General features: G+C 56.2%; 24 protein-coding genes. 14 read left to right on the top strand and 10 right to left on the bottom strand.

All coding sequences use genetic code 11. The features are described 5' to 3' along the window. Positions 1-5: 5 nt before the first annotated feature. The 7 genes from IM313_RS19880 (at position 6) to IM313_RS19850 (ending at position 7,149) form a co-directional block, all read left to right on the top strand. A complete protein-coding gene (locus tag IM313_RS19880; protein ID WP_028012752.1) occupies positions 6-479 on the top strand; it encodes an NUDIX hydrolase in 474 nt (157 codons plus the stop codon). Positions 480-519: 40 nt separating this feature from the next. Continuing rightward, a complete protein-coding gene (gene mnmA / locus IM313_RS19875; RefSeq protein WP_192970919.1) occupies positions 520-1,632 on the top strand; it encodes a tRNA 2-thiouridine(34) synthase MnmA in 1,113 nt (370 codons plus the stop codon). Positions 1,633-1,658: 26 nt separating this feature from the next. Then, entirely contained in the window at positions 1,659-2,288 is a 630-nt protein-coding gene (gene hflD / locus IM313_RS19870) for a high frequency lysogenization protein HflD (RefSeq protein ID WP_013097081.1), read from the top strand. A 19-nt stretch (positions 2,289-2,307) separates the two neighbouring features. Beyond that, positions 2,308-3,678, top strand: coding sequence for an adenylosuccinate lyase (gene purB / locus IM313_RS19865; RefSeq protein WP_014883421.1), 1,371 nt, complete (start codon positions 2,308-2,310; stop codon positions 3,676-3,678). A 123-nt stretch (positions 3,679-3,801) separates the two neighbouring features. After that, positions 3,802-4,473, top strand: coding sequence for a two-component system response regulator PhoP (gene phoP / locus IM313_RS19860; protein ID WP_025911763.1), 672 nt, complete (start codon positions 3,802-3,804; stop codon positions 4,471-4,473). Then, on the top strand, positions 4,474-5,937 hold the full coding sequence (phoQ, locus tag IM313_RS19855) for a two-component system sensor histidine kinase PhoQ (protein WP_045630113.1): 1,464 nt from the start codon (positions 4,474-4,476) through the stop codon (positions 5,935-5,937). Between the two features lie 90 nt (positions 5,938-6,027). Further along, positions 6,028-7,149 (top strand): cupin domain-containing protein, encoded by a 1,122-nt coding sequence (locus IM313_RS19850; RefSeq protein WP_047364295.1) that lies wholly within the window; start codon positions 6,028-6,030, stop codon positions 7,147-7,149. Positions 7,150-7,191: 42 nt separating this feature from the next. Here IM313_RS19850 and pepT read toward each other — a convergent pair whose 3' ends face one another. After that, positions 7,192-8,415, bottom strand: a complete 1,224-nt coding sequence (gene pepT / locus IM313_RS19845; RefSeq protein ID WP_032644861.1) for a peptidase T — start codon at positions 8,413-8,415, stop codon at positions 7,192-7,194. A gap of 237 nt (positions 8,416-8,652) precedes the next feature. Between pepT and potA the strand changes: the two genes are divergently transcribed. The 4 genes from potA to potD are packed head-to-tail and all read left to right on the top strand — an operon-like array spanning position 8,653 to position 12,461. Further along, on the top strand, positions 8,653-9,801 hold the full coding sequence (potA, locus tag IM313_RS19840; RefSeq protein ID WP_167401640.1) for a spermidine/putrescine ABC transporter ATP-binding protein PotA: 1,149 nt from the start codon (positions 8,653-8,655) through the stop codon (positions 9,799-9,801). Next, positions 9,785-10,642 (top strand): spermidine/putrescine ABC transporter permease PotB, encoded by an 858-nt coding sequence (potB, locus tag IM313_RS19835; RefSeq protein WP_041910497.1) that lies wholly within the window; start codon positions 9,785-9,787, stop codon positions 10,640-10,642. Before potA ends, potB begins: the two co-directional genes overlap by 17 nt. After that, the gene (gene potC / locus IM313_RS19830; RefSeq protein WP_048959704.1) at positions 10,639-11,430 is read left to right on the top strand and encodes a spermidine/putrescine ABC transporter permease PotC; all 792 of its coding nucleotides are present in this window, start codon (positions 10,639-10,641) and stop codon (positions 11,428-11,430) included. Before potB ends, potC begins: the two co-directional genes overlap by 4 nt. Continuing rightward, a complete protein-coding gene (gene potD / locus IM313_RS19825; RefSeq protein WP_028012743.1) occupies positions 11,427-12,461 on the top strand; it encodes a spermidine/putrescine ABC transporter substrate-binding protein PotD in 1,035 nt (344 codons plus the stop codon). The genes potC and potD overlap by 4 nt, the downstream gene beginning before the upstream one ends. Before the next feature lie 39 nt (positions 12,462-12,500). Here potD and cobB read toward each other — a convergent pair whose 3' ends face one another. From cobB to lolC, 5 genes are read right to left on the bottom strand one after another with little or no spacing between them, the layout of a single operon-like run. After that, on the bottom strand, positions 12,501-13,322 hold the full coding sequence (cobB, locus tag IM313_RS19820; protein ID WP_041910499.1) for a Sir2 family NAD+-dependent deacetylase: 822 nt from the start codon (positions 13,320-13,322) through the stop codon (positions 12,501-12,503). A 14-nt stretch (positions 13,323-13,336) separates the two neighbouring features. Then, positions 13,337-14,248, bottom strand: a complete 912-nt coding sequence (gene nagK / locus IM313_RS19815; protein WP_028012741.1) for an N-acetylglucosamine kinase — start codon at positions 14,246-14,248, stop codon at positions 13,337-13,339. A gap of 54 nt (positions 14,249-14,302) precedes the next feature. Next, positions 14,303-15,547 (bottom strand): lipoprotein-releasing ABC transporter permease subunit LolE, encoded by a 1,245-nt coding sequence (gene lolE / locus IM313_RS19810; protein WP_028012740.1) that lies wholly within the window; start codon positions 15,545-15,547, stop codon positions 14,303-14,305. Continuing rightward, positions 15,547-16,248 (bottom strand): lipoprotein-releasing ABC transporter ATP-binding protein LolD, encoded by a 702-nt coding sequence (gene lolD, locus IM313_RS19805; protein WP_008500772.1) that lies wholly within the window; start codon positions 16,246-16,248, stop codon positions 15,547-15,549. Before lolD ends, lolE begins: the two co-directional genes overlap by 1 nt. Further along, positions 16,241-17,440 carry a lipoprotein-releasing ABC transporter permease subunit LolC gene (gene lolC, locus IM313_RS19800; RefSeq protein WP_028012739.1) on the bottom strand — a complete coding sequence of 400 codons (1,200 nt, stop codon included), beginning with the start codon at positions 17,438-17,440 and terminating at the stop codon, positions 16,241-16,243. The genes lolD and lolC overlap by 8 nt, the downstream gene beginning before the upstream one ends. 256 nt (positions 17,441-17,696) lie before the next feature. Here lolC and IM313_RS19795 point away from each other — a divergent pair, with 256 nt between their 5' ends. From IM313_RS19795 to IM313_RS19785, 3 genes are all read left to right on the top strand, one after another. Next, entirely contained in the window at positions 17,697-18,770 is a 1,074-nt protein-coding gene (locus IM313_RS19795) for an acyltransferase family protein (protein WP_063437660.1), read from the top strand. A gap of 149 nt (positions 18,771-18,919) precedes the next feature. Beyond that, positions 18,920-22,366: a transcription-repair coupling factor gene (mfd, locus tag IM313_RS19790; protein ID WP_063942645.1), complete on the top strand. Its 3,447-nt coding sequence runs from the start codon at positions 18,920-18,922 to the stop codon at positions 22,364-22,366. Between the two features lie 149 nt (positions 22,367-22,515). After that, positions 22,516-23,481: a L,D-transpeptidase family protein gene (locus tag IM313_RS19785; RefSeq protein WP_192970918.1), complete on the top strand. Its 966-nt coding sequence runs from the start codon at positions 22,516-22,518 to the stop codon at positions 23,479-23,481. Positions 23,482-23,633: 152 nt separating this feature from the next. Here the strand turns inward: IM313_RS19785 and IM313_RS19780 are convergent, their stop codons facing one another. The 4 genes from IM313_RS19780 to IM313_RS19765 are packed head-to-tail and all read right to left on the bottom strand — an operon-like array spanning position 23,634 to position 26,252. Continuing rightward, complete coding sequence (locus IM313_RS19780; protein ID WP_192970917.1) at positions 23,634-23,906, bottom strand: hypothetical protein; 273 nt, start codon at positions 23,904-23,906, stop codon at positions 23,634-23,636. Continuing rightward, complete coding sequence (locus IM313_RS19775; protein ID WP_192970916.1) at positions 23,906-25,285, bottom strand: hypothetical protein; 1,380 nt, start codon at positions 25,283-25,285, stop codon at positions 23,906-23,908. Before IM313_RS19775 ends, IM313_RS19780 begins: the two co-directional genes overlap by 1 nt. After that, positions 25,285-25,542: a PAAR domain-containing protein gene (locus tag IM313_RS19770; RefSeq protein ID WP_192970915.1), complete on the bottom strand. Its 258-nt coding sequence runs from the start codon at positions 25,540-25,542 to the stop codon at positions 25,285-25,287. The genes IM313_RS19775 and IM313_RS19770 overlap by 1 nt, the downstream gene beginning before the upstream one ends. Then, positions 25,542-26,252: a hypothetical protein gene (locus IM313_RS19765; protein WP_192970914.1), complete on the bottom strand. Its 711-nt coding sequence runs from the start codon at positions 26,250-26,252 to the stop codon at positions 25,542-25,544. Before IM313_RS19765 ends, IM313_RS19770 begins: the two co-directional genes overlap by 1 nt. Position 26,253 lies beyond the last annotated feature (1 nt).

Here is a 26,253-nt window from a genome sequence, read left to right as displayed (position 1 = left end):
AAATGATGTTTAAACCTCATGTTACGGTCGCCTGCGTGGTGCACGCGCAGGGAAAATTCCTCGTTGTGGAAGAGAGCATCAACGGCAGGGCGCTGTGGAATCAGCCTGCCGGGCATCTTGAAGCCAATGAAACGTTGCTGCAGGCCGCGAAGCGCGAGCTCTGGGAAGAGACCGGCATTCGCGCTGAGCCCCAGCACTTCATTCGCATGCACCAGTGGATTGCGCCCGACAGCACCCCATTCCTGCGCTTTTTATTCGCCGTTGAGCTTAGCGAAACGTGCGCCACAGAACCGCATGATGACGATATCGATCGCTGCCTGTGGGTCACCGCCGAGGAGATCCTGAACGCGCCAAACCTGCGCTCGCCGCTGGTTGCGGAAAGCATCCGCTGCTGGCAGTCAGGCGCACGCCTGCCGCTGGGTGTCATCGGAGAATTTAACTGGCCGTTTACAGAGGGTGTCAACGGTGGGGGGGCGTGATAGAATACGCCGCCTTGAAGTTCAATGTCGTGAGTATTCCATGTCAGATAACAGCCAGAAAAAAGTGATCGTCGGCATGTCCGGCGGTGTCGATTCCTCCGTTTCCGCCTACCTGTTGCAGCAACAGGGCTATAAGGTGGAGGGCCTGTTCATGAAGAACTGGGAGGAAGACGATGGCGAGGAATACTGCACTGCCGCAGCGGATCTCGCCGACGCGCAGGCCGTATGCGACAAGCTCGGCATTGAACTGCACACCGTTAACTTTGCCGCAGAATACTGGGACAACGTCTTTGAACTGTTCCTGGAAGAGTACAAAGCGGGCCGTACCCCGAACCCGGATATTCTGTGCAACAAAGAGATCAAATTTAAAGCTTTCCTGGAATTCGCCGCGGAAGATCTGGGCGCTGACTACATTGCGACCGGTCACTACGTGCGTCGTGCGGACGTGAATGGCAAAAGCCAGCTGCTGCGCGGCCTCGACGGCAATAAAGACCAGAGCTACTTCCTTTATACGCTGAGCCACGAACAGATTGCGCAAAGCCTGTTCCCGGTCGGCGAACTGGAAAAGCCGGAAGTGCGTAAAATTGCCGAAGAGCTGGACCTGATCACCGCGAACAAAAAAGACTCCACCGGTATCTGCTTTATCGGCGAGCGCAAATTCCGTGATTTCCTGGGCCGCTACCTGCCTGCACAGCCAGGTAAAATTGTCACCGTTGATGGCGACGAGATTGGTCAGCATCAGGGGCTGATGTACCACACCTTAGGCCAGCGTAAAGGCCTCGGTATTGGTGGGACGAAAGAAGGCAGCGAAGATCCGTGGTACGTGGTCGACAAAGACGTCGAAAACAATATTCTGGTGGTGGCTCAGGGTCACGACCACCCGCGTCTGATGTCCGTTGGCCTTATCGCACAGCAGTTGCACTGGGTCGATCGCGAGCCCCTGAAAGGCACGCTGCGCTGTACGGTGAAAACGCGCTACCGCCAGACCGATATTCCTTGCACCATCACCGCGCTTGATGACGACCGTATTGACGTCCGTTTCGACGAGCCGGTCGCCGCCGTTACCCCGGGCCAGTCTGCTGTCTTCTACAGCGGCGAAATCTGCCTGGGCGGCGGGATCATTGAACAGCGCCTGCCGCTGCCCGCTGTTTAACCGATTGCACACATAAAGGAGACCGTGTGGCGAAGAATTATTATGACATCACCCTGGCGCTGGCAGGAATTTGCCAGTCTGCTCGTCTGGTGCAACAGCTGGCGCATCAGGGTCACTGTGACGCTGATGCCCTGCACGTTTCGCTCAACAGCGTTATCGACCTCAACCCCGGTTCAACCCTGGGCGTGTTCGGCGGCAGCGAAACCAATCTTCGTCTCGGTCTTGAAACCCTGCTTGGCGTGCTTAACGCCAGTAGCCGTCAGGGGTTAAACGCGGAACTGACCCGCTACACCTTAAGCCTGATGGTGCTTGAGCGTAAGCTGAGCGCGGCGAAAGGCGCGCTCAATACCCTGGGCGATCGCATCGCCGGGCTACAGCGTCAGCTCGACCATTTTGACCTGCAGTCTGAAACGCTGCTGAGCGCCATGGCGGGCATTTACGTTGACGTCATCAGCCCGCTGGGCCCGCGCATTCAGGTCACCGGATCCCCTGCCGTGCTGCAAAGCCCGCAGGTGCAGGCGAAGGTACGCGCTTCCCTGCTGGCTGGGATCCGCGCCGCCGTGCTGTGGCATCAGGTTGGCGGTGGCCGCCTGCAGTTAATGTTTTCTCGTAATCGCCTGACTACTCAGGCAAAACAAATTCTTGCTCATTGTTAACCTCCCGGAGTTGCGAATTATGGAATTATCCTCACTGACCGCCGTATCCCCTGTCGATGGACGCTACGGCGATAAAGTCAGCGCGCTGCGCGGGATCTTCAGCGAATATGGTTTGCTGAAGTTCCGTGTTCAGGTTGAAGTACGCTGGCTGCAGAAGCTGGCCGCCCAGGCAGCAATCAAGGAAGTTCCTGCTTTTGACGAAAAGGCAAACGATTACCTTGATAAAATCGTTGCTGAGTTTAGCGAAGAAGATGCCGCGCGCATTAAGACCATTGAACGCACCACCAACCACGACGTGAAAGCGGTTGAGTACTTCCTGAAAGAGAAAGTGGAAAGCGTCCCGGCCCTGCATGCGGTATCCGAGTTCATTCACTTCGCCTGTACGTCCGAAGATATCAACAACCTGTCTCACGCGCTGATGCTCTCCACCGCGCGTAAAGAAGTGGTGCTGCCTTACTGGCGTAAAATCATCGACGCGGTGAAAGCGCTGTCCGTGGAATACCGCGACATTCCGTTGCTTTCCCGTACTCACGGCCAGCCAGCCACCCCATCCACGATGGGTAAAGAGATGGCGAACGTGGCGTACCGTATGGAGCGCCAGTATCGTCAGCTGGAGCAGGTTGAAATTCTGGGTAAAATCAACGGCGCGGTCGGTAACTACAATGCCCACATTGCCGCGTACCCGGAAGTGGACTGGCATCAGTTCAGCGAAGAGTTCGTGACCTCTCTGGGGATCCAGTGGAACCCGTACACCACCCAGATTGAGCCGCACGACTACATTGCAGAGCTGTTTGACTGCATCGCGCGCTTCAACACCATCCTGATCGACTTCGATCGCGACGTGTGGGGCTACATCGCGCTGAACCACTTCAAGCAGAAGACCATCGCCGGGGAAATTGGCTCCTCCACCATGCCGCACAAAGTGAACCCAATCGACTTCGAAAACTCCGAAGGCAACCTGGGCCTGGCGAATGCCGTGCTGCAGCATATGGCGAGCAAGCTGCCGGTATCCCGCTGGCAGCGTGACCTGACCGACTCCACCGTGCTGCGTAACCTGGGCGTGGGCATTGGCTACGCGCTGATCGCGTATCAGTCCACCCTGAAGGGCGTGAGCAAGCTCGAAGTGAACCGTGACCGTCTTCTGGACGAGCTGGATCACAACTGGGAAGTATTGGCAGAGCCGATTCAGACCGTGATGCGCCGCTACGGTATCGAAAAACCGTACGAGAAGCTGAAAGAGCTGACACGCGGTAAACGCGTCGATGCCGAAGGCATGAAACAGTTTATCGACGGTCTGGCACTGCCGGAAGAAGAGAAAACCCGCCTGAAGGCCATGACTCCGGCGAATTACATTGGCCGCGCCATCACCATGGTTGATGAGCTGAAGTAATGTTCCTTCCCCCCTTTCCGCCCGGAAAGGGGGTTGCTTTTCCCCGGTTTACTGAATGTTTATCCCCACAGCAACATAATCAGCGTTAAACTATTCATACTATTTATTCTGGGAGAAAAGATGATGCGCGTACTGGTTGTTGAGGATAACGCATTGCTACGCCACCACCTGAAGGTTCAGCTTCAGGAGATGGGACATCAGGTGGATGATGCTGAAGATGCAAAAGAAGCCGATTATTATCTCAATGAACACCTGCCGGACATCGCCATTGTCGATTTAGGCCTGCCTGATGAAGACGGCCTGTCGTTAATTCGTCGCTGGCGCAGCCATGACGTTTCCCTGCCGGTTCTGGTTCTCACCGCCCGCGAAGGCTGGCAGGACAAAGTTGAAGTGCTCAGCGCCGGTGCGGATGATTACGTCACCAAACCGTTTCACATTGAAGAAGTGGCGGCGCGCATGCAGGCGCTGTTACGCCGCAACAGCGGGCTGGCTTCACAGGTTATCTCCATTCCGCCTTTCCAGGTGGATCTCTCCCGTCGCGAGCTCTCGATTAACGATGAAGTGATCAAGCTCACCGCGTTCGAATACACCATTATGGAAACGCTGATCCGTAACAGCGGAAAAGTAGTGAGCAAAGACTCCTTAATGCTCCAGCTCTACCCTGACGCTGAGCTGCGCGAGAGTCACACCATAGACGTGCTGATGGGCCGTTTGCGTAAGAAAATTCAGGCGCAGTATCCGCAGGACGTGATTACGACCGTCCGCGGCCAGGGCTACCTGTTCGAATTACGCTAAATGAGACGGATTTTGCGCCACATTCTGCCCCTCTCGCTGCGGGTTCGTTTTTTACTGGCAACGGCCGCGGTGGTGCTGGTGCTGTCGCTCTCCTACGGTCTGGTCGCCCTGGTGGGCTACAGCGTCAGCTTCGATAAAACGACCTTCCGACTGTTACGCGGCGAAAGTAATCTGTTTTATACCCTGGCCACATGGGAAGACAACCACATCACCGTTGAAATGCCAGAGAACCTGGATCAACAGAGTCCTACTTTAGCCCTGATTTACAATGAAAAGGGAAAGTTGCTTTGGGCGCAACGCGATATTCCGTGGCTGGCGAAAAGCATTCGTCCGGAGTGGCTCAAAACCAACGGGTTTCATGAGATAGAAGCCGATCTCAATACCACCAGCACGCTGATTCGCGAAGATCGCTCGATGCAGCAAAAGCTCAATGAAATCCGGGCTGACGATGCCGAGACGGAAATGACGCACTCGGTGGCGATCAATATCTACCCGGCGACCATGAACATGCCGCAGTTAACCATTGTGGTGATCGACACCATTCCGGTTGAGCTAAAACGTTCCTATAAGGTCTGGGGCTGGTTCGTTTATGTTCTGGCCGCAAACCTGCTGCTGGTGATCCCGCTGCTTTGGGTGGCGGCGTGGTGGAGCTTGCGCCCTATTGAGTCCCTGGCGCGAGAGGTGCGCGAGCTTGAGGAACATCATCGTGAAAAGCTCAATCCGGAAACCACCCGTGAGCTGACCAGTCTGGTGCGTAACCTCAATCGCCTGCTGAAAAGCGAGCGTGAACGCTATGATAAGTACCGTACGACCCTGACCGACCTCACCCACAGCCTGAAAACGCCGCTGGCCGTAATGCAAAGCACCCTGCGTTCCATGCGCAGCTCAAGGCTGAGCGTCGACGATGCCGAGCCGGTGATGCTGGAACAAATCAGCCGAATCTCGCAGCAAATTGGCTACTATCTGCACCGCGCCAGCATGCGTTCCGGCAGCGCGCTCCTGAGCCGCGAGCTGCACCCGGTGGCCCCGCTGCTGGATAATCTCACGTCCGCCCTTAACAAGGTGTATCAGCGTAAAGGGGTCAACATCAGCCTCGACATTTCGCCTGAAATTAGCTTTGTTGGCGAAAAAAATGACTTTATGGAAGTGATGGGCAACCTGCTGGATAACGCCTGTAAATACTGCCTGGAGTTTGTTGAAGTATCGGCGCGCCAGACGGATAACGAGTTACACATTATCGTTGAGGATGATGGCCCCGGGATCCCGCTTAATAAACGTGATGTGGTGTTCGATCGCGGTCAGCGAGCGGATACGCTGCGCCCCGGTCAGGGCGTGGGTTTAGCCGTCGCCCGCGAGATTGTCGACCAGTATGACGGAAAAATCGAAACCAGCGAAAGCTTGCTCGGCGGGGCCAGAATGGAAGTGATTTTTGGTCGTCAGCAGCCCACATCGGACGATAGTTAACCCGTTATGTGAAAAATGCGAGGATCTCGCAGCCGGGGGGCTGAGCTTCCGTTATAATCCGAGTCAGTAAGAGCCTGCGGATAAAAAAATATGGATTATCACTTAACACTTAACTGGCCCGAGTTTATTGAACGTTACTGGCAAAAGCGCCCGGTGGTTCTGAAACGCGGGTTCAGCAACTTTGTCGACCCTATCTCACCTGACGAGCTGGCCGGTCTGGCCATGGAAAACGAAGTCGACAGCCGTCTGGTCAGCCACCAGGACGGGAAATGGCAGGTCAGCCACGGTCCTTTCGAAAGCTACGATCATCTCGGCGAAAGCAACTGGTCGCTGCTGGTGCAGGCGGTTAACCACTGGCACGAGCCGACTGCCGCGCTAATGCGCCCGTTCCGCGCCCTGCCAGACTGGCGAATGGACGATCTGATGATCTCCTTCTCCGTACCTGGCGGCGGCGTGGGTCCGCATCTGGACCAGTACGACGTGTTTATCATTCAGGGCACGGGCCGCCGCCGCTGGCGCGTGGGCGAAAAAGTGCCGATGAAGCAGCACTGCCCGCACCCGGATCTGCTTCAGGTGGATCCGTTCGAAGGCATTATCGACGAAGAGCTGGAGCCAGGCGATATTCTCTACATTCCACCAGGATTCCCTCACGAAGGTTACTCCCTGGAGAACTCGCTGAACTACTCTGTCGGGTTCCGTGCGCCAAGCGGCCGCGAAATGATCAGCGGCTTTGCAGACTATGTCCTGCAGCGCGAGCTGGGAAGCTATCGCTACAGCGATCCGGATGTGCCTGCGCGCGAGCATCCGGCAGACATCGTGCCAGAAGAGCTGGATAAGCTGCGCGGCATGATGCTGGATCTGATCAACGAGCCGGAACATTTCAGGCAGTGGTTTGGCGAATTTATCAGCCAGTCACGCCACGAGCTGGACGTTGCACCGCCGGAGCCGCCGTATCAGGCAGATGAGATCTATGATGCGCTGCAGCAGGGTGACAAGCTGGTTCGTCTGGGCGGATTACGCGTGCTGCGCATTGGTGAAGAGGTCTTCGTCAACGGTGAGAAGCTCGACTCCCCGCACCGTCCGGCGCTGGAAGCCATTGCCAGCCATATGGTACTGACTGCAGAAACCTTTGGCGACGCGCTGGAAGACCCATCCTTCCTCGCGATGCTGGCCGCGCTGGTCAACAGCGGGTACTGGTTCTTTGAGGACTGAGTTGTGACAATGCCCGGTGGCGCTGCGCCACCGGGCATTTTTTTAGCGTTTAGCGGTTAACTCGGCTATGCGCACAATCACCTTCACCGCCTTTTCCATCCCTTCCAGCGTCACAAACTCATGCTTGCCGTGGTAGTTATAGCCCCCGGTAAACAGGTTCGGGCACGGTAGCCCCATAAACGATAGCTGCGAACCGTCAGTTCCGCCGCGAATCGGTTTTAAGACCGGTTCAATATCGCAGTCTCGCATCGCCTGCTGGGCGATATCCAGAATGTGCGGATGGGCCATCACCTTGTCGCGCATATTGTAATAGCTGTCTTCAATGATCAGCTCAATATAGCAGTCAGGATGCAATCCCTTCCCAACCTTCTTGGCGATCTCCATCATTTTGCGCTTGCGCGCCTCAAAGGCTTTACGGTCGAAATCGCGGATGATGTAGTGCATCTGCGCGCTGTCCACGGTGCCTTTGATGCTGGTGAGGTGATAAAAGCCCTCGTACCCCTCTGTCTGTTCAGGGCTCTCTTCCGCCGGGACTTCCGCATGAATACGCGACGCCAGCGACAGCGCGTTCACCATCACCCCTTTGGCAGACCCGGGGTGAACGTTGTTTCCGACAATTTTTATGGTCACCGACGCCGCGTTGAAGTTTTCATACTCCAGCTCGCCCACGCCACCGCCGTCGACGGTATACGCCCACTGCGCGTTAAAAGCGTCCACGTCGAAGTGCTTCGCGCCCTTACCTACCTCTTCATCTGGGGTAAAAGCAACGCGGATGTCCCCGTGCGGGATGTTTTTACCTTTCAGCACCGCCAGCGCCGTCATGATTTCCGCGATGCCCGCCTTGTCATCCGCCCCCAGCAGCGTTTTGCCGTCGGTGGTGATCAGCGTCTGGCCGAGCAACTGGTGCAGCACCGGGAACATCACCGGAGAGAGCACTTCGTCGCCAATCCCCAGCGCGATATCACCGCCGCGGTAGTTTTCCACGATCTGCGGGTTCACGTGTTTGCCGCTAAAATCAGGTGAGGTATCGACATGAGAAATAAAGCCAATCGCCGGAATATCACCCGGCACATTCGCCGGCAGCGTTCCCATCACAGTGCCTTTTTCGCTTAACGTGACGTTGACCAGCCCCATGGCCTCAAGCTGCTCTTTAAGCAGGTTTAACAACTTCCACTGGCCTTCGGTGCTTGGCACCTGGCGGACACCCGGCTTAGATTGGGTATCCAGCGAAACATACTGTAAAAAACGCTCAAGTAATTTATCCATGCAGTCACCCTCACTTTTTGTGACAACATTATCAGTAAGCATCAAAACGCAAATATTGCGTCAGGTCACTTTTATCCCGCAAACGAGAACTTTTTACGTTTATATCTTTATGCGTTAATAAATGTAGCTTATGAATCAGTGACAAGGATTGGCGATTACGGGGGATTGCCGTAGAATGTCCGCCCTCATTACGAGTCACCAAGGTGGTTACACACAAACCCCGCTTCAGTCTGCTGCCTGAGGCGTCTATATGGGACAGCGCAAAAATTGAATACACAATCCCGTTCTCGTTCACCGCTGGTGCAACTGGAACGAATTCGTAAAAGCTTTGATGGCAAAGACGTCATTTCCGACCTCAACCTGACCATCAATGATGGTGAGTTTCTTACGCTGCTTGGCCCTTCCGGCTGCGGCAAAACCACCGTGCTGCGCCTTATCGCCGGGCTAGAAAGCGTTGATAATGGCCGCATCCATCTTGAGAACCAGGACATAACCCAGGTTCCTGCCGAAGATCGCCACGTCAATACCGTTTTTCAGAGCTACGCCCTGTTCCCGCACATGACCGTGTTTGAGAACGTGGCGTTTGGCCTGCGGATGCAAAAAACCCCGGCTAATGAGATCGAACCGCGCGTCACCGAAGCCCTGCGCATGGTTCAGCTGGAGACGTTTGCCCAGCGAAAGCCCCACCAGCTCTCCGGCGGTCAGCAGCAGCGCGTGGCCATTGCCCGCGCGGTCGTCAATAAACCGCGCCTGCTTCTGCTGGATGAATCCCTCTCCGCGCTGGATTACAAGCTGCGCAAGCAGATGCAGAACGAGTTGAAAGCGCTACAGCGCAAGCTCGGTATCACCTTTGTCTTCGTCACCCACGATCAGGAAGAGGCGCTGACCATGTCAGACCGTATCGTGGTAATGCGTGACGGTAAGATTGAACAGGACGGTACGCCGCGTGAAATATACGAAGAGCCGAAAAACCTGTTTGTCGCCAGCTTTATTGGCGAGATCAATATCTTCAACGCCACCGTACTTGAGCGTCTGGATGCACAGCGCGTTCGCGCGAACGTCGAGGGACGCGACTGCATTATCACCGTGAACTTTGCCGTCGAGAAAGGACAAAAACTCAACGTCCTGCTGCGCCCGGAAGATCTCCGCGTTGATGAGATCCACGACACGGCCGACGTCGAAGGTCTGATCGGTTACGTTCGCGAACGTAACTATAAAGGGATGACCCTCGAGTCCGTTGTGGAACTGGAGAACGGCAAAATGGTGATGGTCAGCGAATTCTTTAACGAGGACGATCCTGACTTTGACCACTCTCTTGACCAGAAAATGGTTATCAACTGGGTAGAAAGCTGGGAGGTTGTGCTGGCTGATGAAGAACACAAGTAAGTTCCAGAAGGTGGTTATTGCCACTATCGTCGGTTGGCTTGTGTTATTTGTCTTTTTACCCAACCTGATGATCATCGCCACCAGCTTCCTGACCCGCGACGATGCAAACTTCGTTTCGCTGGTCTTTACGCTGGACAACTACGCGCGCCTGCTCGATCCGCTCTATTTCGACGTGCTGTTGCACTCGCTCAATATGGCGCTGATTGCCACCGTGGCCTGCCTGCTGCTGGGGTACCCTTTCGCATGGTTCCTGGCAGGACTGCCGCAAAAGGTGCGCCCGCTGCTGCTGTTTCTACTGATTGTGCCGTTCTGGACCAACTCGCTGATTCGCATCTACGGGCTGAAAATCTTCCTCAGCACCAAAGGCTACCTCAACGCGTTTCTGCTGTGGCTGGGCGTGATTGATACGCCAGTGCGCATCATGTTTACCCCAGGTGCGGTAATCATTGGCCTGGTCTATATCCTGCTGCCGTTTATGGTGATGCCGCTCTACTCCAGCATTGAGAAGCTCGATAAACCGCTGCTGGAAGCGGCAAAAGATCTGGGGGCCAGCAAGCTGCAGACCTTTATCCGCATTATCATTCCGCTGACCATGCCCGGCATTATTGCGGGCTGTCTGCTGGTGATGCTCCCGGCGATGGGCCTGTTCTACGTTTCTGACCTGATGGGCGGGGCGAAAAACCTGCTTATCGGCAACGTGATTAAGAGTCAGTTCCTGAACATCCGCGACTGGCCGTTCGGCTCCGCGACCAGCATTACGCTCACGGTGGTGATGGGGCTGATGCTGCTGGTCTACTGGCGCGCTTCTCGCCTGCTCAACAAGAAGGTGGAACTCGAATGATCGGTCGACTGCTTCGCGGCGGTTTTATGACCGCCATTTACGCTTACCTTTATATCCCGATTATCATTTTGATCGTGAACTCGTTTAACAGCTCGCGGTTCGGGATCAACTGGCAGGGGTTTACCACCAACTGGTACAGCCTGCTGATGAACAATGACAGCCTGCTGCAGGCCGCACAGCACTCGCTGACGATGGCGATCGTCTCCGCCACCTTCGCCACGCTGATTGGCTCGCTGACCGCCGTGGCGCTGTATCGCTACCGTTTTCGGGGCAAGCCGTTCGTCAGCGGCATGCTGTTTGTAGTGATGATGTCGCCGGACATCGTGATGGCGATTTCGCTGCTGGTGCTGTTTATGCTGCTGGGCGTACAGCTTGGCTTCTGGTCGCTGCTGTTTTCCCATATCACCTTCTGCCTGCCGTTTGTGGTGGTCACCGTCTACGCGCGTCTGAAAGGGTTCGACGTGCGCATGCTGGAAGCGGCGAAAGATCTGGGTGCCAGCGAGATGATCATCCTGCGCAAAATCATCCTGCCGCTGGCGATGCCTGCCGTCGCCGCCGGATGGCTGCTCAGCTTTACCCTGTCGATGGATGACGTCGTGGTTTCCTCCTTCGTGACCGGGCCGAGCTACGAAATTCTGCCGTTGAAGATCTATTCGATGGTAAAAGTTGGCGTCTCACCGGAGGTGAACGCGCTGGCGACCATACTGCTGCTGTTTTCGCTGGTTCTGGTGATCGCCAGCCAGGTTCTTGCTCGTGATAAAACAAAATCTCAGGGGACAATGAAATGAAAAAAATGCTCGCCGCTGCGGCGCTGGTGCTTGGCATGGGTGCCGCGCACGCTGATGACAGCAAAACGCTCTACTTCTACAACTGGACGGAATACGTGCCGCCGGGCCTGCTGGAGCAGTTCACAAAGGAGACGGGCATCAAGGTTATCTATTCGACCTACGAGTCGAATGAAACCATGTATGCCAAGCTCAAAACCTACAAGGACGGCGCCTACGATCTGGTCGTTCCTTCCACCTACTTTGTCGACAAAATGCGCAAAGAGGGCATGATCCAGAAGATCGACAAAACGAAGCTAACTAATTTTTCAAACCTCGATCCTGAGATGCTCAACAAGCCGTTCGACCCGAATAACGACTACTCCATTCCGTACATCTGGGGGGCGACGGCGATTGGCGTGAACAGCGAGGCCATCGATCCGAAAACGGTCACCGGCTGGGCCGATCTGTGGAAACCGGAATACAAAGGCAGCCTGCTGTTAACCGATGACGCGCGTGAAGTGTTCCAGATCGCGCTGCGTAAGCTTGGCTATTCCGGTAACACCACCGATCCGAAAGAGATCGACGCGGCTTACAACGAGCTGAAAAAGCTGATGCCTAACGTGGCGGCATTCAACTCTGATAACCCGGCAAACCCGTATATGGAAGGCGAAGTAAACCTGGGGATGGTGTGGAACGGCTCTGCGTATGTTGCCCGTCAGGCCGGTACGCCGCTGGAGGTGGTCTGGCCGAAGGAAGGCGGGATCTTCTGGATGGATAGCCTCGCGATCCCGGCCAACGCGAAGAACGTGGACGGTGCGCTGAAGCTGATTAATTTCCTGCTGCGTCCGGACGTGGCGAAACAGGTAGCCGAGACGATTGGCTACCCGACGCCAAACCTGGCCGCCCGCAAGCTGCTGAAGCCTGACGTGGCTAACGATAAGTCACTCTATCCGGATGCCGAAACCATCAGCAAAGGAGAATGGCAGAACGATGTAGGCGACGCGAGCCGCCTTTACGAAGAGTATTATCAGAAGTTAAAAGCAGGTCGTTAATGCAATACATAACGGGCGACGCAACGTCGCCCGTTACTCTTACAGCCCCTTCAGAAGCTTATCTACAAACGCTGGCACCACCTCGCTCGCCAGGCCATATTGCTTCTCTTCAAACTCGCTGCCCACCTGGCTCGGCTCCAGATTGAGCTCCACCGTATGCGCCCCATGCAGTCGCGCTTCGTGAACAAACCCCGCCGCCGGGTAAACGTGCCCTGATGTGCCAATAGCGATAAACACGTCCGCCATCGCCAGCGCGCTGTAGATCTCATCCATCCCCAGCGGCATTTCGCCAAACCAGACCACGTGCGGACGCAGGCGCGACGGGAACTGGCAGCAGTGGCACTTGTCCTCTGGCAGCACGTCCTCTTTCCAGTCCAGCACCTGGCCGCTCCAGGCGCAGCGAACTTTAAGCAGCTCGCCATGCATGTGGATGATGTTCTTGTTACCGGCCCGCTCGTGCAGGTTGTCGATATTCTGCGTCACCAGCAGAAAGCGGTCCCCGAGCGCCTCTTCCAGCTTCGCCAGCGCCAGATGCGCCGCGTTCGGCGCAATCTCAGGCTGCTGAAGCTGCCGACGGCGAGCGTTGTAAAACGCCTGCACGAGATCCGGATCGCGGGCAAAGCCTTCCGGCGTCGCCACGTCCTCGACGCGGTGCTCTTCCCACAGCCCGTCTGCCGCACGGAAGGTTTGAATTCCTGACTCGGCGGAGATCCCCGCCCCGGTCAGTACCACCACTCTGGGTTTATCCATCGCTTCTGGCATGATTCTGTCTCTGAAAAAGATCCGCTGGCGCAAGCGCTCTCGTAAGCGGCGTTTGTTTTTGCGAAAACGGCTGAGTCGACCCTGGCGACGCGACAGCATAAAGACCTCGTAAACTAATCGGTGAGATGAAGGAATGCGGCTCCGCGCATGCCTCCCGCGTCCCCGTGTCGCGCGCGTTCAATGCGCGGCACGCGGGCGACCGGCAATAAATGTCGGGGCAGACGCCCGGACAACCGTTCCGTAATCGCAGTAAAGTTTGACAGCCCTCCCCCGATCACCAGCAGATCCGGGTCGACGATGGTGAGAATATTTCCCAGACACACCGCCAGCAGATCCAGATAGCGCTCGACGTGCTCACGCGCCTGCGCATCCCCCTGCTCCCACAGGGTAATGATTTGAGGGGCCTCAAGTTTCTGATGATAGAAGTGTTCGTAAAGCCATGCAAACCCGCGTCCTGAGAGATAGTTCTCGATACAGCCGTGCTGGCCGCAGCCGCAGCGGGTCAGCGGGAAGTCACGCCCCACCACCTCCAGCGCATCCACCGGGAGACGGATATGACCAAACTCGCCGGTGATGTAGCTGCGCCCGGTAATCGGCTTGCCGTTGATGACAATCCCCCCGCCTACGCCGGTACCGAGGATCAGCCCCATCACCAGCGGATAGCGACGGAATTCATCGTCCCAGGCTTCAGAGAGGGCAAAGCAGTTGGCATCGTTATCTAAACGCACGTCGCGTTCAAGGAGGGCCGAGAGGTCGGCGCGGAGCGGTTTACCGCTGGCGGCAGGCACGTTGGCGGCATACAGCGTGCCATCATCGGTTTCCGGCATCCCCGGAATACCGATGCCGACGCTGCCTTTCACGCCAAAGCGTTCATCCGCCTGCGCCACCAGCGCAGTAATGGCGGTTAAAAATTCATCGTAGCTTTCGCGCGGCGTGGGAACGCGGGTTTCCCACTGCAGTTTGAGGTCTTTATCAAACACGCCGAGCGCAATCTTGGTGCCGCCAATATCAAATCCATAATACATAACGCATTCCTCTTTCTGACATAGCGGCCTCAGGACCGCTACACCATGACGTAATTACTGGCCACTTAATACCCTCGCCGGATCAATTCGGCTTGCGCGACGCGCCGGATACCAGCTTGCCAGCAGACTCAGTAAAAGTGCTGTAACCAGCACATAAAAAACGTCCAGCCAGTGCAGTTCAGACGGCAGGAAGTCAATAAAATAGATGTCACCGGACAGGAACTGGTGACCAATAAGCTTTTCAATCCCGTTGATAATCGGCGTCAGCTGCAGAGAAACCACCACGCCAATCACCACGCCGCAAAGGCTGCCGAACAGCCCTGCCAGCAAACCGTACCAGACGAAGATGGCGCGAATAAGACCGTCTTTTGCCCCGAGGGTACGCAACACGGCGATGTCGCCGCTCTTGTCCTTAACCGCCATTACCAGCGTCGAGACGATATTAAAGCACGCCACGCCAATCACCAGCACCATCGCCAGATACATGATCGCACGGATCATCTGGATATCACGGTACATATAGCCGTAAGTGCCGATCCAGCTTTTGATGTAGACATAGTTATTGGTGACGCTGCCGGCATCACGCACCAGTTTGTTGGCGTTAAAGACGTCGTTCACCTTAATCGCAATGCCCGTCACGCTGTCGCCCATGTCGAGATACTGGCGCGCATCTTCCAGCGGAACCATCGCAAAGCTATGGTCAAGCTGGCCGCTCAGCTGAAGAATACCGGTAACGTGCAGGCGCACGCGCTTGGGCTGCTGTAATTTGTGATCGGCGCTGGCGTTCGGGATCATGATTGACACCCAGTCGCCCTGCTTCACCTTCAGGGCATCGGCAACGCCTTTACCCATAATGATCTGCTGCTCGCCGGCCTTAAAGTTCGCCCACGCGCCGTTCTGAACATATTTCGGCAGCGCGCTGAGCCGCGCTTCCTGGGCCGGGTTGACCCCTTTCACCTGGATGGCGCGCAGGTTTACCCCGCTCTCCACCAGCCCGGTAAAGTTAATGTAGGGCGCGGCCGCGGCAATGCCCGGCACTTTTTCCACTTTGGTGAGTGCATCGCTCCAGTTGGCCCACGGCTGGTTAACCGGCTCGATCTCCCCGTGCGGCACCACCGCCAGAATGCGGTTATTCAGCTCGCGCTCAAAGCCGTTCATGGCGCTCAGGCCGACAATCAGCACCGCCACGCCCAGCGCAATACCGATGGTGGAGATCACGGAGATCAGCGACACCATACCGCCGCGACGGCGGCCGCGGCTAAAACGTAACCCGATGAGTAACGATAACGGTGACGCCATTACTCTGCTCCCATCAGGGTCAGTTCCGCGTTCAGATGGCCGTCGCGCATCTCAAGCTGGCGACCCATGCGTTTTGCCAGCTGCAGGTCGTGAGTCACCACCAGAAACGCGGTTCCCTGCGAGGCGTTCAGCTCGCCGAGAAGCTGGAAGATACTGTCCGCATTGCGTGCGTCCAGGTTACCGGTCGGTTCATCCGCCAGCACCAGGCGCGGATTATTGACCAGCGCGCGGGCAATCGCCACGCGCTGGCGCTCGCCGCCGGACAGCTCCGACGGGCGGTGATTTCCCCGGTGGCCCAGTCCTACCGCTTTCAGCATGTCGCTGGCGCGGGCGTTAATCTCTGCCGGTTTCTTTTTGCCAATCAGCAGCGGCATCGCCACGTTTTCCAGCGCCGTGAAATCCGGCAGCAGGTGGTGGAACTGGTAGATAAAGCCGAGCTCGCGGTTGCGCAGCTCGGCCTTCGCCGCCGAGGACATTTTGCTCATCGGCTGGCCGGAGAAGATCACGTCGCCGTTGGTTGGCGTGTCCAGCCCGCCCAGCAGGTGCAGCAGAGTACTTTTGCCCGAGCCGGAGCTGCCGACAATCGCCATCATCTCGCCCTCGCCCACGCTGAAGCTCACATTGTGCAGCACGTCAGTCTGCACAGTGCCTTCCTGATAGCGTTTGGACAGGTTGTCGCATTGCAACAGGATCTTATTCATAACGTAAAGCCTCAGCGGGTTGAGTGGCGGCAGCGCGCCAGGAAGGATAAAGCGTAGAAAGCAGCGCAATGGCCATCGCGGCCAGCGCAATTCCGACCACCTGCAGCGGCTCGATAGCCACCGGCAGCGCCGCGCCGTCAAGGAGCGCGCCGATGATCGGCATTAAGTTATTAAGCTGGCTGGCAAGCAGTGCGCCGAGCACGGCGCCCAACAGCGCGCCGATAATGCCTGCACTGGCCCCCTGCACCATAAAGACCGCCATGATCTGGCGCGGCGTCAAACCCTGGGTTTGCAGGATGGCGACTTCGCCCTGCTTCTCCATCACCATCAGGCCCAGCGAGGTGATGATGTTAAATGCAGCCACGGCGACGATCAGGCTCAGCAGCAGCCCCATCATGTTTTTTTCCATGCGCACGGCCTGGAACAGCTCGCCTTTACGCTCGCGCCAGTCCTGCCATTTGGTGCCGTCCGGCAGTTTTTGCTGGCTGAGGGTATCGACCTTCAGCGGCTGATCGAGCCACAGGCGCCAGCCGGTGATATTTCCCGCCGGGTAGCGCATCAGGCGTGACGCATCCTGAATGTTCACCAGCATCTGATAGCCGTCAACTTCGCTGTTGGCGGCAAAAGTACCAATCACGTTAAACAGGCGCTGGCTCGGCAGGCGACCCATTGGCGTAAACTGGCTGGCGGACGGCACCATCACGCGCAGCTGATCGCCGCGGTTGACGCCAAGCTGCCCGGCAAGCTGCTCACCCAGAATCACGTTGTATTTTCCGGCTTCCAGATCGGTTTGCTTCACGTTAACCAGGAACGGCGTCAGCGGGTCTTTTTGCGCCGGGTCAATCCCCAGCATCACGCCGACCGCCACGCTGCGGGCGCTTTGCAGCACCACATCGCCAGTGGTTAAGGGCGCAACGCGCGTGACGCCCTGTAACTTCGCCGCGCTTTCCGGCAGCTGTTGCGGGTTAACGGAACCGTTATTCGATGAGAGAACGGCCTGCGGCATCAGCCCCAGGATGTTGTTTTGCAGCTCGCGCTCGAAGCCATTCATGACGGAAAGCACCGTCACCAGAGCCATCACGCCGAGCGTAATGCCAATAGTCGAAAGCCAGGAGACAAAGCGACCGAAGCGGTCCGCGGCGCGCCCACGCATGTAACGTAAGCCTATGAAGAGTGCGACAGGTTGATACATGAAGTCCGTCTGTTTGCTGATAGCAGACCCACGAGTATATAAGCGAATCCGTTAAGGGTAAATGACTGAAACCGTAAGCTTTGGTAATCATTTTTCCGAAAAATTCAGATAAATCAGGGTACTAATGTCTGAAACCGCGCCTCGCAACCTCCACCTTTTCCGAAAAACCTCCTGATACAGACTGTTACCCATTACATCACGGTTTCGTTTAACAACAATTGCTCGTTCGTCTATGGCAATAAGGTAGTTGCGAACAATGAAGCAAAAAGCATTATGGATAAACCAGATAAAAGGGCTGTGCATCTGTCTGGTGGTGATTTACCACTCGGTTATCACCTTTTATCCTCATCTCAGCGGGCTACAGCATCCGCTCTCCGGTCTCCTCGCCAAATGCTGGGTCTATTTTAACCTCTATCTCGCCCCGTTCCGGATGCCGGTTTTCTTCTTTATCTCCGGCTATCTGATCCGTCGTTATATTGATGAGGTAGACTGGCGCACCAGCCTCGACAAGCGGATCTGGAGCATTGTCTGGGTTCTGGCGCTGTGGGGGATCCTGCAATGGCAGGCGCTGACCCACCTGAACGCCTGGCTGGCGCCCGATCGCGAGCTTGCCACCTCGTCGAACGCGGCCTACGCCGATTCTCTGGCAGGATTTGTGCGGGGCATGCTCACCGCCAGCACCAGCCTGTGGTATCTGTATGCTCTGGTGGTCTACTTCACGCTGTGTAAACTGCTGAGCCGCTGGAAGCTGCCGGTACTCGGACTTCTTGCGCTGGCGAGCATCGCGATCAACTTCCTGCCGCTGCCGTGGTGGGGAATGAACAGCGTGGTACGCAACATGATCTACTACAGCCTGGGGGCGTGGTATGGCGCCGAGCTGATGGCGTGGATGAAAAGCTTCAACCTGCGCCGCACCTGGCTGGCTACTGGCGCTTTCGCGGCCGTCTCCGTGGTGCTGTGGTTTGCTAACGTTCCTCTCCTGCTTTCTCTGCTGTCGATCGTGTTGATCATGAAGCTGTTCTACAGCCTTGAGCAGCGTTATGCCGTACATCCCAACAACCTGCTGAACGTGATTGGCTCAAACACCATTGCGATCTATACCACCCACCGCATCTTAATTGAGGCCTTCAGCCTGATCCTGATCGGCGAGATGAATGCCGCCCTGTGGCCGGTCTGGGCAGAACTGTGCTTAATACTGGTCTACCCGATTGCCAGCCTGCTGATCTGTACCCTTGCCGGGCTCGGGGTGCGTAAAATTTCCACCGCGCTGTTCGGGGACCTTTTCTTCTCTCCTCCGTCTACGCGGAGCCTGTCACCTGCCACCCGCTAACGCCCTCTCCGCCCCGGTTTTGGGGGCGTTTAGCCCTGCCGTGCGGTTACAATTTGCTTATGTAAAACGATCGAGGATAATAAAGACATTGCGTATCAGTGATATGCCCCAATACTGTTGGTATATCCATAAGAGACTCTGACATAGCCATGCCTGAACACTATCGTTATTCCTTGCCCGTCAAAGCGGGCGACCAGCGCCAGCTGGGTGAACTCACGGGCGCGGCGTGCGCCACGCTGGTGGCAGAAATCGCTGAGCGGCACCCTGGCCCGGTGGTGCTGGTTGCCCCGGATATGCAAAACGCCCTGCGCCTGCACGATGAAATCCGCCAGTTCACCGATAGCCTGGTGTTCAGCCTGGCCGACTGGGAAACGCTGCCGTATGACAGTTTCTCCCCGCATCAGGAGATCATCTCCTCGCGCCTGTCGACGCTATATCAACTCCCGACCATGCAGCGCGGCGTGCTGATTGTGCCGGTGAATACCCTGATGCAGCGCGTCTGCCCGCATAGCTATCTGCACGGCCACGCGCTGGTGATGAAAAAAGGCCAGCGCCTGTCTCGCGACACCCTGCGAGACCAGCTTGACGGTGCCGGATATCGCCATGTCGATCAGGTCATGGAGCACGGGGAATATGCCACCCGCGGCGCGCTGCTCGACCTTTACCCGATGGGCAGCGACCAGCCGTATCGTCTGGATTTCTTTGATGATGAAATCGACAGCCTGCGCGTGTTCGATGCCGACACCCAGCGCACGCTGGAAGAGGTGGAATCCATCAATTTACTGCCTGCCCACGAGTTCCCGACGGACAAAACCGCCATCGAGCTGTTCCGCAGCCAGTGGCGCGACAGGTTCGACGTAAAGCGTGATGCAGAACATATCTATCAGCAGGTCAGCAAAGGTACGCTCCCGGCCGGAATCGAATACTGGCAGCCGCTGTTCTTCAGCGAGCCGCTGCCCGCCCTGTTCAGCTACTTCCCGGCGAATACGCTGATTGTGAACACCGGCGATATCGACGCCAGCGCCAGCCGCTTTGAAAGCGAAACCCGCGCGCGCTTCGAAAACCGGGGCGTTGACCCGATGCGTCCGCTTCTGCCGCCGGAAGCGCTGTGGCTGCGCACCGACGAACTCAACGCCGAGCTGAAGCGCTGGCCGCGCATGCAGCTGAAAACCGATTCGCTTGCCGATAAGGCCGCCAACACCAACCTCGCCTTCCGCACGCTGCCGGAGCTGGCCGTTCAGGCTCAGCAGAAATCGCCGCTGGATAATCTGCGCAAGTTCCTGGAATCCTTTACCGGGCCGGTGGTGTTCTCCGTTGAGAGTGAAGGCCGCCGCGAGGCGCTCGGTGAGCTGCTGGGACGCATTAAGGTGGCGCCGAAGCGCATCCTGCGTCTGAGCGAAGCGACCGGAAACGGTCGTTATCTGATGATCGGTGCCGCCGAGCACGGGTTCATCGACACGCTCAACAACCTGGCGCTGATTTGCGAAAGCGACCTGCTGGGCGAGCGCGTCGCGCGCCGCCGTCAGGACAGCCGTCGGACCATCAACCCGGACACGCTGATCCGCAACCTGGCCGAGCTGCATCCAGGCCAGCCGATTGTTCACCTGGAGCACGGCGTTGGCCGCTATCAGGGGATGACCACGCTGGAAGCAGGCGGTATCAAAGGTGAATACCTGATGCTGACCTACGCCAACGACGCCAAACTCTATGTGCCGGTCTCGTCGCTGCACCTGATCAGCCGCTATGCGGGCGGCGCGGAGGAAAATGCGCCGCTGCACAAGCTGGGCGGCGACGCCTGGGCGCGTGCACGCCAGAAAGCGGCGGAAAAAGTGCGCGACGTGGCGGCCGAACTGCTGGATATCTACGCCCAGCGCGCGGCCAAAGAGGGCTTCGCCTTTAAGCACGACAAAGAACAGTACCAGCTGTTCTGCGACAGCTTCCCGTTTGAAACCACGCCGGATCAGGCCCAGGCGATCAATGCCGTGCTGAGCGACATGTGCCAGCCGCTGGCAATGGACCGCTTAGTCTGCGGCGACGTCGGCTTCGGTAAAACCGAAGTGGCGATGCGCGCCGCCTTCCTTGCGGTTGAAAACAACAAGCAGGTGGCAGTGCTGGTGCCGACCACCCTGCTCGCCCAGCAGCACTTCGACAACTTCCGGGACCGTTTCGCCAACTGGCCGGTACGCATCGAGATGCTGTCGCGTTTTCGCAGCACCAAAGAGCAGACGCAGATCCTGGAGCAGGCCAGCGAAGGCAAAATTGACATTCTGATCGGTACCCACAAGCTGCTGCAAAGCGATGTGAAGTGGAAAGATCTGGGGCTGCTGATCGTCGACGAAGAGCACCGCTTCGGGGTGCGTCATAAAGAGCGCATCAAAGCGATGCGCGCCGACGTCGATATCCTGACCCTGACCGCGACGCCGATCCCGCGAACCCTGAACATGGCGATGAGCGGCATGCGCGATCTGTCGATTATCGCCACGCCGCCGGCGCGCCGTCTGGCGGTGAAAACCTTTGTCCGCGAGTACGACAATCTGGTGGTGCGTGAGGCCATTCTGCGTGAAGTGCTGCGCGGGGGTCAGGTCTATTACCTGTATAACGACGTGGAAAACATCCAGAAAGCCGCCGACAGGCTGGCGGAACTGGTACCGGAAGCGCGTGTTGCCATCGGTCACGGACAGATGCGCGAACGCGAGCTGGAGCGGGTGATGAACGACTTCCACCACCAGCGCTTTAACGTGCTGGTGTGTACCACCATCATCGAAACCGGGATCGACATTCCAACGGCGAACACGATTATCATCGAACGCGCGGATCACTTCGGCCTGGCCCAGCTTCACCAGCTGCGCGGCCGAGTCGGGCGTTCGCACCATCAGGCCTACGCCTGGCTACTGACGCCGCATCCGAAAGCGATGACCACCGACGCGCAAAAGCGCCTGGAAGCCATCGCCTCGCTGGAAGACCTCGGCGCAGGCTTCGCGCTGGCCACGCACGACCTGGAGATCCGAGGCGCGGGTGAACTGCTGGGTGAGGACCAGAGCGGCTCCATGGAGACCATCGGCTTCTCGCTCTATATGGAGCTGCTGGAAAACGCGGTTGATGCCCTGAAGGCCGGGCGCGAGCCGTCGCTGGAAGATTTGACCAGCCAGCAGACCGAGGTCGAGCTGCGAATGCCTTCCCTGCTGCCGGATGATTTCATTCCGGACGTGAATACCCGACTGTCGTTCTACAAGCGCATCGCCAGCGCGAAGACGGAAAACGAGCTGGAAGAAATTAAGGTTGAGCTGATCGACCGCTTCGGCCTGCTGCCAGATGCTGCGCGTAATCTGCTGGATATCGCGCGCCTGCGCCAGCAGGCGCAGAAGCTGGGCATTCGCAAGCTTGAGGGCAACGAAAAAGGCGGCGTCATTGAATTTGCCGAGAAGAACCACGTCAACCCGATGTGGCTGATCGGCCTGCTGCAAAAACAGCCGCAGCACTTCCGTCTTGATGGCCCGACGCGACTGAAATTTACCCAGGAGCTGACGGAGCGCAAAACGCGCATGGACTGGGTGCGTAACTTTATGCGTCAACTGGAAGAGAACGCGATCGCCTGACCTCCCTTCCCCCCGTTAGCGCAGTGCTGGCGGGGGGACAATTTACAAACTCTTTGCACTTCACCCGATCTTCCCGACACACCCATTCGCCATAATTATCTTTAACCCCTTATAAAACAATAACCTTATCATTTATACGGATTATGGTGATGATGACCTCTTCGCGTTTTACCCGCTGGATAACCCTGTTTGCGCTGGCAGCCACCGTCGCGGTTGCGCTTCCTGCGCGGGCAAACACCTGGCCCCTTCCCCCGCCCGGCAGCAAGGTGGTGGGCGAAAACCGTTTTCATGTGGTTGAAAACAATGGTGGCTCACTGGAAGCGATAGCCAAAAAATATAACGTCGGTTTTCTGGCCCTGCTGCAGGCGAACCCCGGCGTCGATCCGTACGTCCCGCGCGCGGGCAGCGTACTGACGATTCCGTTACAGACTATCCTGCCGGATGCCCCGCGCGAGGGGATCGTGATCAACCTGGCGGAGTTGCGTTTGTACTATTACCCGCCGGGTAAAAATGAGGTTACCGTCTACCCTATCGGTATTGGTCAACTGGGCGGCGATACGCTGACGCCGACGATGGTCACCACCGTCTCGGATAAACGCGCCAACCCAACCTGGACGCCGACGGCCAACATTCGCGCCCGCTATAAGGCCCAGGGTATCGATCTTCCTGCCGTGGTTCCGGCAGGCCCGGATAACCCGATGGGTCATCACGCGATCCGCCTTGCCGCATACGGCGGCGTGTACCTGCTGCACGGTACAAACGCGGATTTTGGCATCGGCATGCGCGTCAGCTCCGGCTGCATTCGTCTGCGCGATGACGATATCAAAACGCTGTTTAACGTCGTTACGCCGGGAACGAAGGTGAATATTATCAATACGCCGATTAAGGTCTCTGAAGAGCCAGGCGGCGTGCGGCTGGTTGAGATTCACCAGCCGCTTTCAAAAAATATCGGCGACGATCCCCAGACGTTACCCATTAACCTGAATGCCGCGATGGTGAGCTTCAAAACGAATGCGAATACCGATAGCCTGGTGATGGAGCGCGCGATGGAAGCGCGGTCAGGCATGCCGACCGATGTCACCCGGCATCACGATGTTATCCAGCAATCGATGTAAATTGGAAAGAAAAACGCCCTGCACGTCTGCTTTACTTAAGGCTCGCTTGACTTAAACCTGAACGGATATTTAGATGACACATAAAGCACTGAACGATCGTATCGTCGGTGCTTTTTTTCTGGCAGGAAATCCTGGATACATAATCAACATCATTAAAAAACCTTATAGCCTGTGAAAATTCTCAGCGGCACACAAATATAGCATTCCTGTCGGGAAGGGATACGTATCGGCATATATAAGTGGTAGATTCCTGGAGAGTCCTTCAATGATTTTAATTTATTATATGCACCCCAGTGCTTTTTGTTCCTGTAATCAAAAGACAAATCAATATCCACCACCATTAACGCAAGCATTACACCGAGGGCCAAATCATCATAATAAAATACAGATTTATGAGGTAAAATAAGATCGATTAGTTCATTCATCAATACAGCCCCATGTGCTGGTAAGCTTTATCACTCTGTAGCCAGGTAATAAATACCCCTGCAGCCGTAAACAATCCAGTAAATATTACAAACAGAATAACCAAGAACCCGCCAGAAATATCTTCCCCCTCGTTAACGCTGAAACCAAACATAGTTAATATAACAGCGAAAAATAACATCATTCCGGATAGTCCGGCGGAAGACCACGGTGGAGTGTACATTTTTTCCGCCGGATAATCGGGCTGATGGGTTAATCTGGATGATACCGCCGTAATAGAAAACTTTTTCTGTTCGGATGCCGCCACAAACTGGTCGCCCTGTGCATACGTTACTGCATCTGATGCCAGCGCCAGTGCCAGCCACGGATACCCTGCAGAATGCTCACCGAGCGACATTTCAAGCTCCAGCCGATCCGGTACGACTTTTTTTTCGTCCAGCACTTCCAGCAGCGGATACTTTTCTGTGCGCGTTAAACCTGTATACCAGATCTGTTTGGGTTTACTGACAGCCTCCGCACGCAGATAAACAGGTACTGCACTTTCTACGTCAATAACCCCCGTCATCGGTTGATAAAGATAAACAGGTTTTTCTCCTTCCGTTTTAACGTAGTAATTCGTCAGGAGAAGCGCGGTAGCATTCTCCATCCACTTGCATTCCCCTTCTTCAGAATGCAAATCTACACAGATAAGCAGGCGTTCAACGACGTAGCCGTTCGTCTGTTTTATCCACTCTGTGACTAACGTATAGTCCGGGCATTCAGGCAAAAATGTGATTTTTTTGGTTGAAATCCCGGAGCGTTCAAGCACACGCCGGAGTTCATCACTACAGGATTCATCCCCACCTCGCACCCATACAAGCGCTTCAATCTGCCTGTACCGGGAGAGTTTTTCCATCATCGGCTCCAGGAGGTGGATAATTGCCTGCCCGGCTCGCGTGAAATCGAATGATTTATCCAGGTCAATTTTCAACGGCATTTTAGCGGCCAGCGGAAACTCCCCCTCCAGTTTCAACATGTTCAGCGCCAGCTCCTTGGTTGCCTTTGGCGGGGTCAGTATCGACCAGCCAGCCAGGATGATGTTACGCCTGGCATAGCTGACAACCTTGTATTCCTGCCGTGCCGCAATCAATAACCGCGTTTCTATGTAGTGTCTGTGCGCGTTATACGCAATACAGAACGCCTGTACTAAAAAGGTTACTGCAGCGACAGGTATTACCACGGCATCAATAAGAAAACCTGAATCAACATGTTTATTACCCGGCCAGGTGACAGCCCGGATACCAGTACAAACAATCACCACGAGCACATAGACAACACACACACCAATAGTGGGAAAATCATGCTTAAATTCGTTCTGCTTAGGGTAAAGCCACCAGTTCATCACACAGCCCCCGCAGTGGGCAGTGTGGTGCGAATGGCACAGCCGCACGCCGCTTTACAGCCATCCACGACCACGCCCCGGCCGTTCATCGTCCATGTCGGATGGCTCTCTTTAATGGGGAACGTCCCCTTGTGTTCGGGACACATCACCTCATCCCCTTTCAGCGCGACAGGCATGCCCATAAACTGCGCGCCTGACGCCTTAATTACCTTCCCGCCGCTCACCAGCGGGTCATTCAGTCGAATTACGCCGTTCATCAGTATCCTTTCCTTCCTGCGTCCATATCGCAGCGCATATGGTCCCAGCCGGTATAATCTTTCACTTCCGGTACTTTATTGGGTAAGCCCTGATAGTTAGCCTTAAACTGCGCTGTATCTTCTTTCAGACCTTGTTTGGTGATGTAATCCAGCCCCCAAGCTGGGCCAGCATTACTTGGCTCCAGTTTTCCATTTACCTTACCTCCCATTCCGTCATCCACGGTGTATTCAATCCCAGGACCACCGGGCTGAATGCGCGGGTCATCAAACGGTTTGGACGACATATACAGTCGATGTTTGGTCTGCAAAAAACCCTGATCGTTGACCACTGTGAAGGAAAGAACATCTTCCTGCTGTGGGGCATTCATTCCATTAAGATCATTTTCACCAGGGGAAAACTGTGCAATTTGCCAGGTCTGCCCATAATCTTTCGAAACCCTAAATCCACCAACACCCCAACCAGTTATTGCAATATATTTCTCAGATGGATGGACATATTTTTTGGTAAATATCCGGTAAAACTGGCTGACAGGCTCCGTGTGGATACCCCGCAGTGTATCCGTATACCAGAGCTCGCCCTCACAGTCCCAGCCCTTCAGCTCCAGATAACGGTGATCGTCAAACCGATAAACCACCTGCGTCGGCGGCTCTGAAGCCTTGCAACCGGCCACCAGCAGCAGCGCGGTCAGCACTGAAAAAAGTCCTTTCATG

Origin of the sequence: Enterobacter cloacae complex sp. P2B (assembly GCF_014895985.1) — a bacterium.
Classification (GTDB): Bacteria; Pseudomonadota; Gammaproteobacteria; order Enterobacterales; family Enterobacteriaceae; genus Enterobacter; species Enterobacter bugandensis.
The sequence above is the reverse complement of the archived record's forward strand: the minus strand, read 5'-3'. Positions and strand labels throughout refer to the sequence as shown.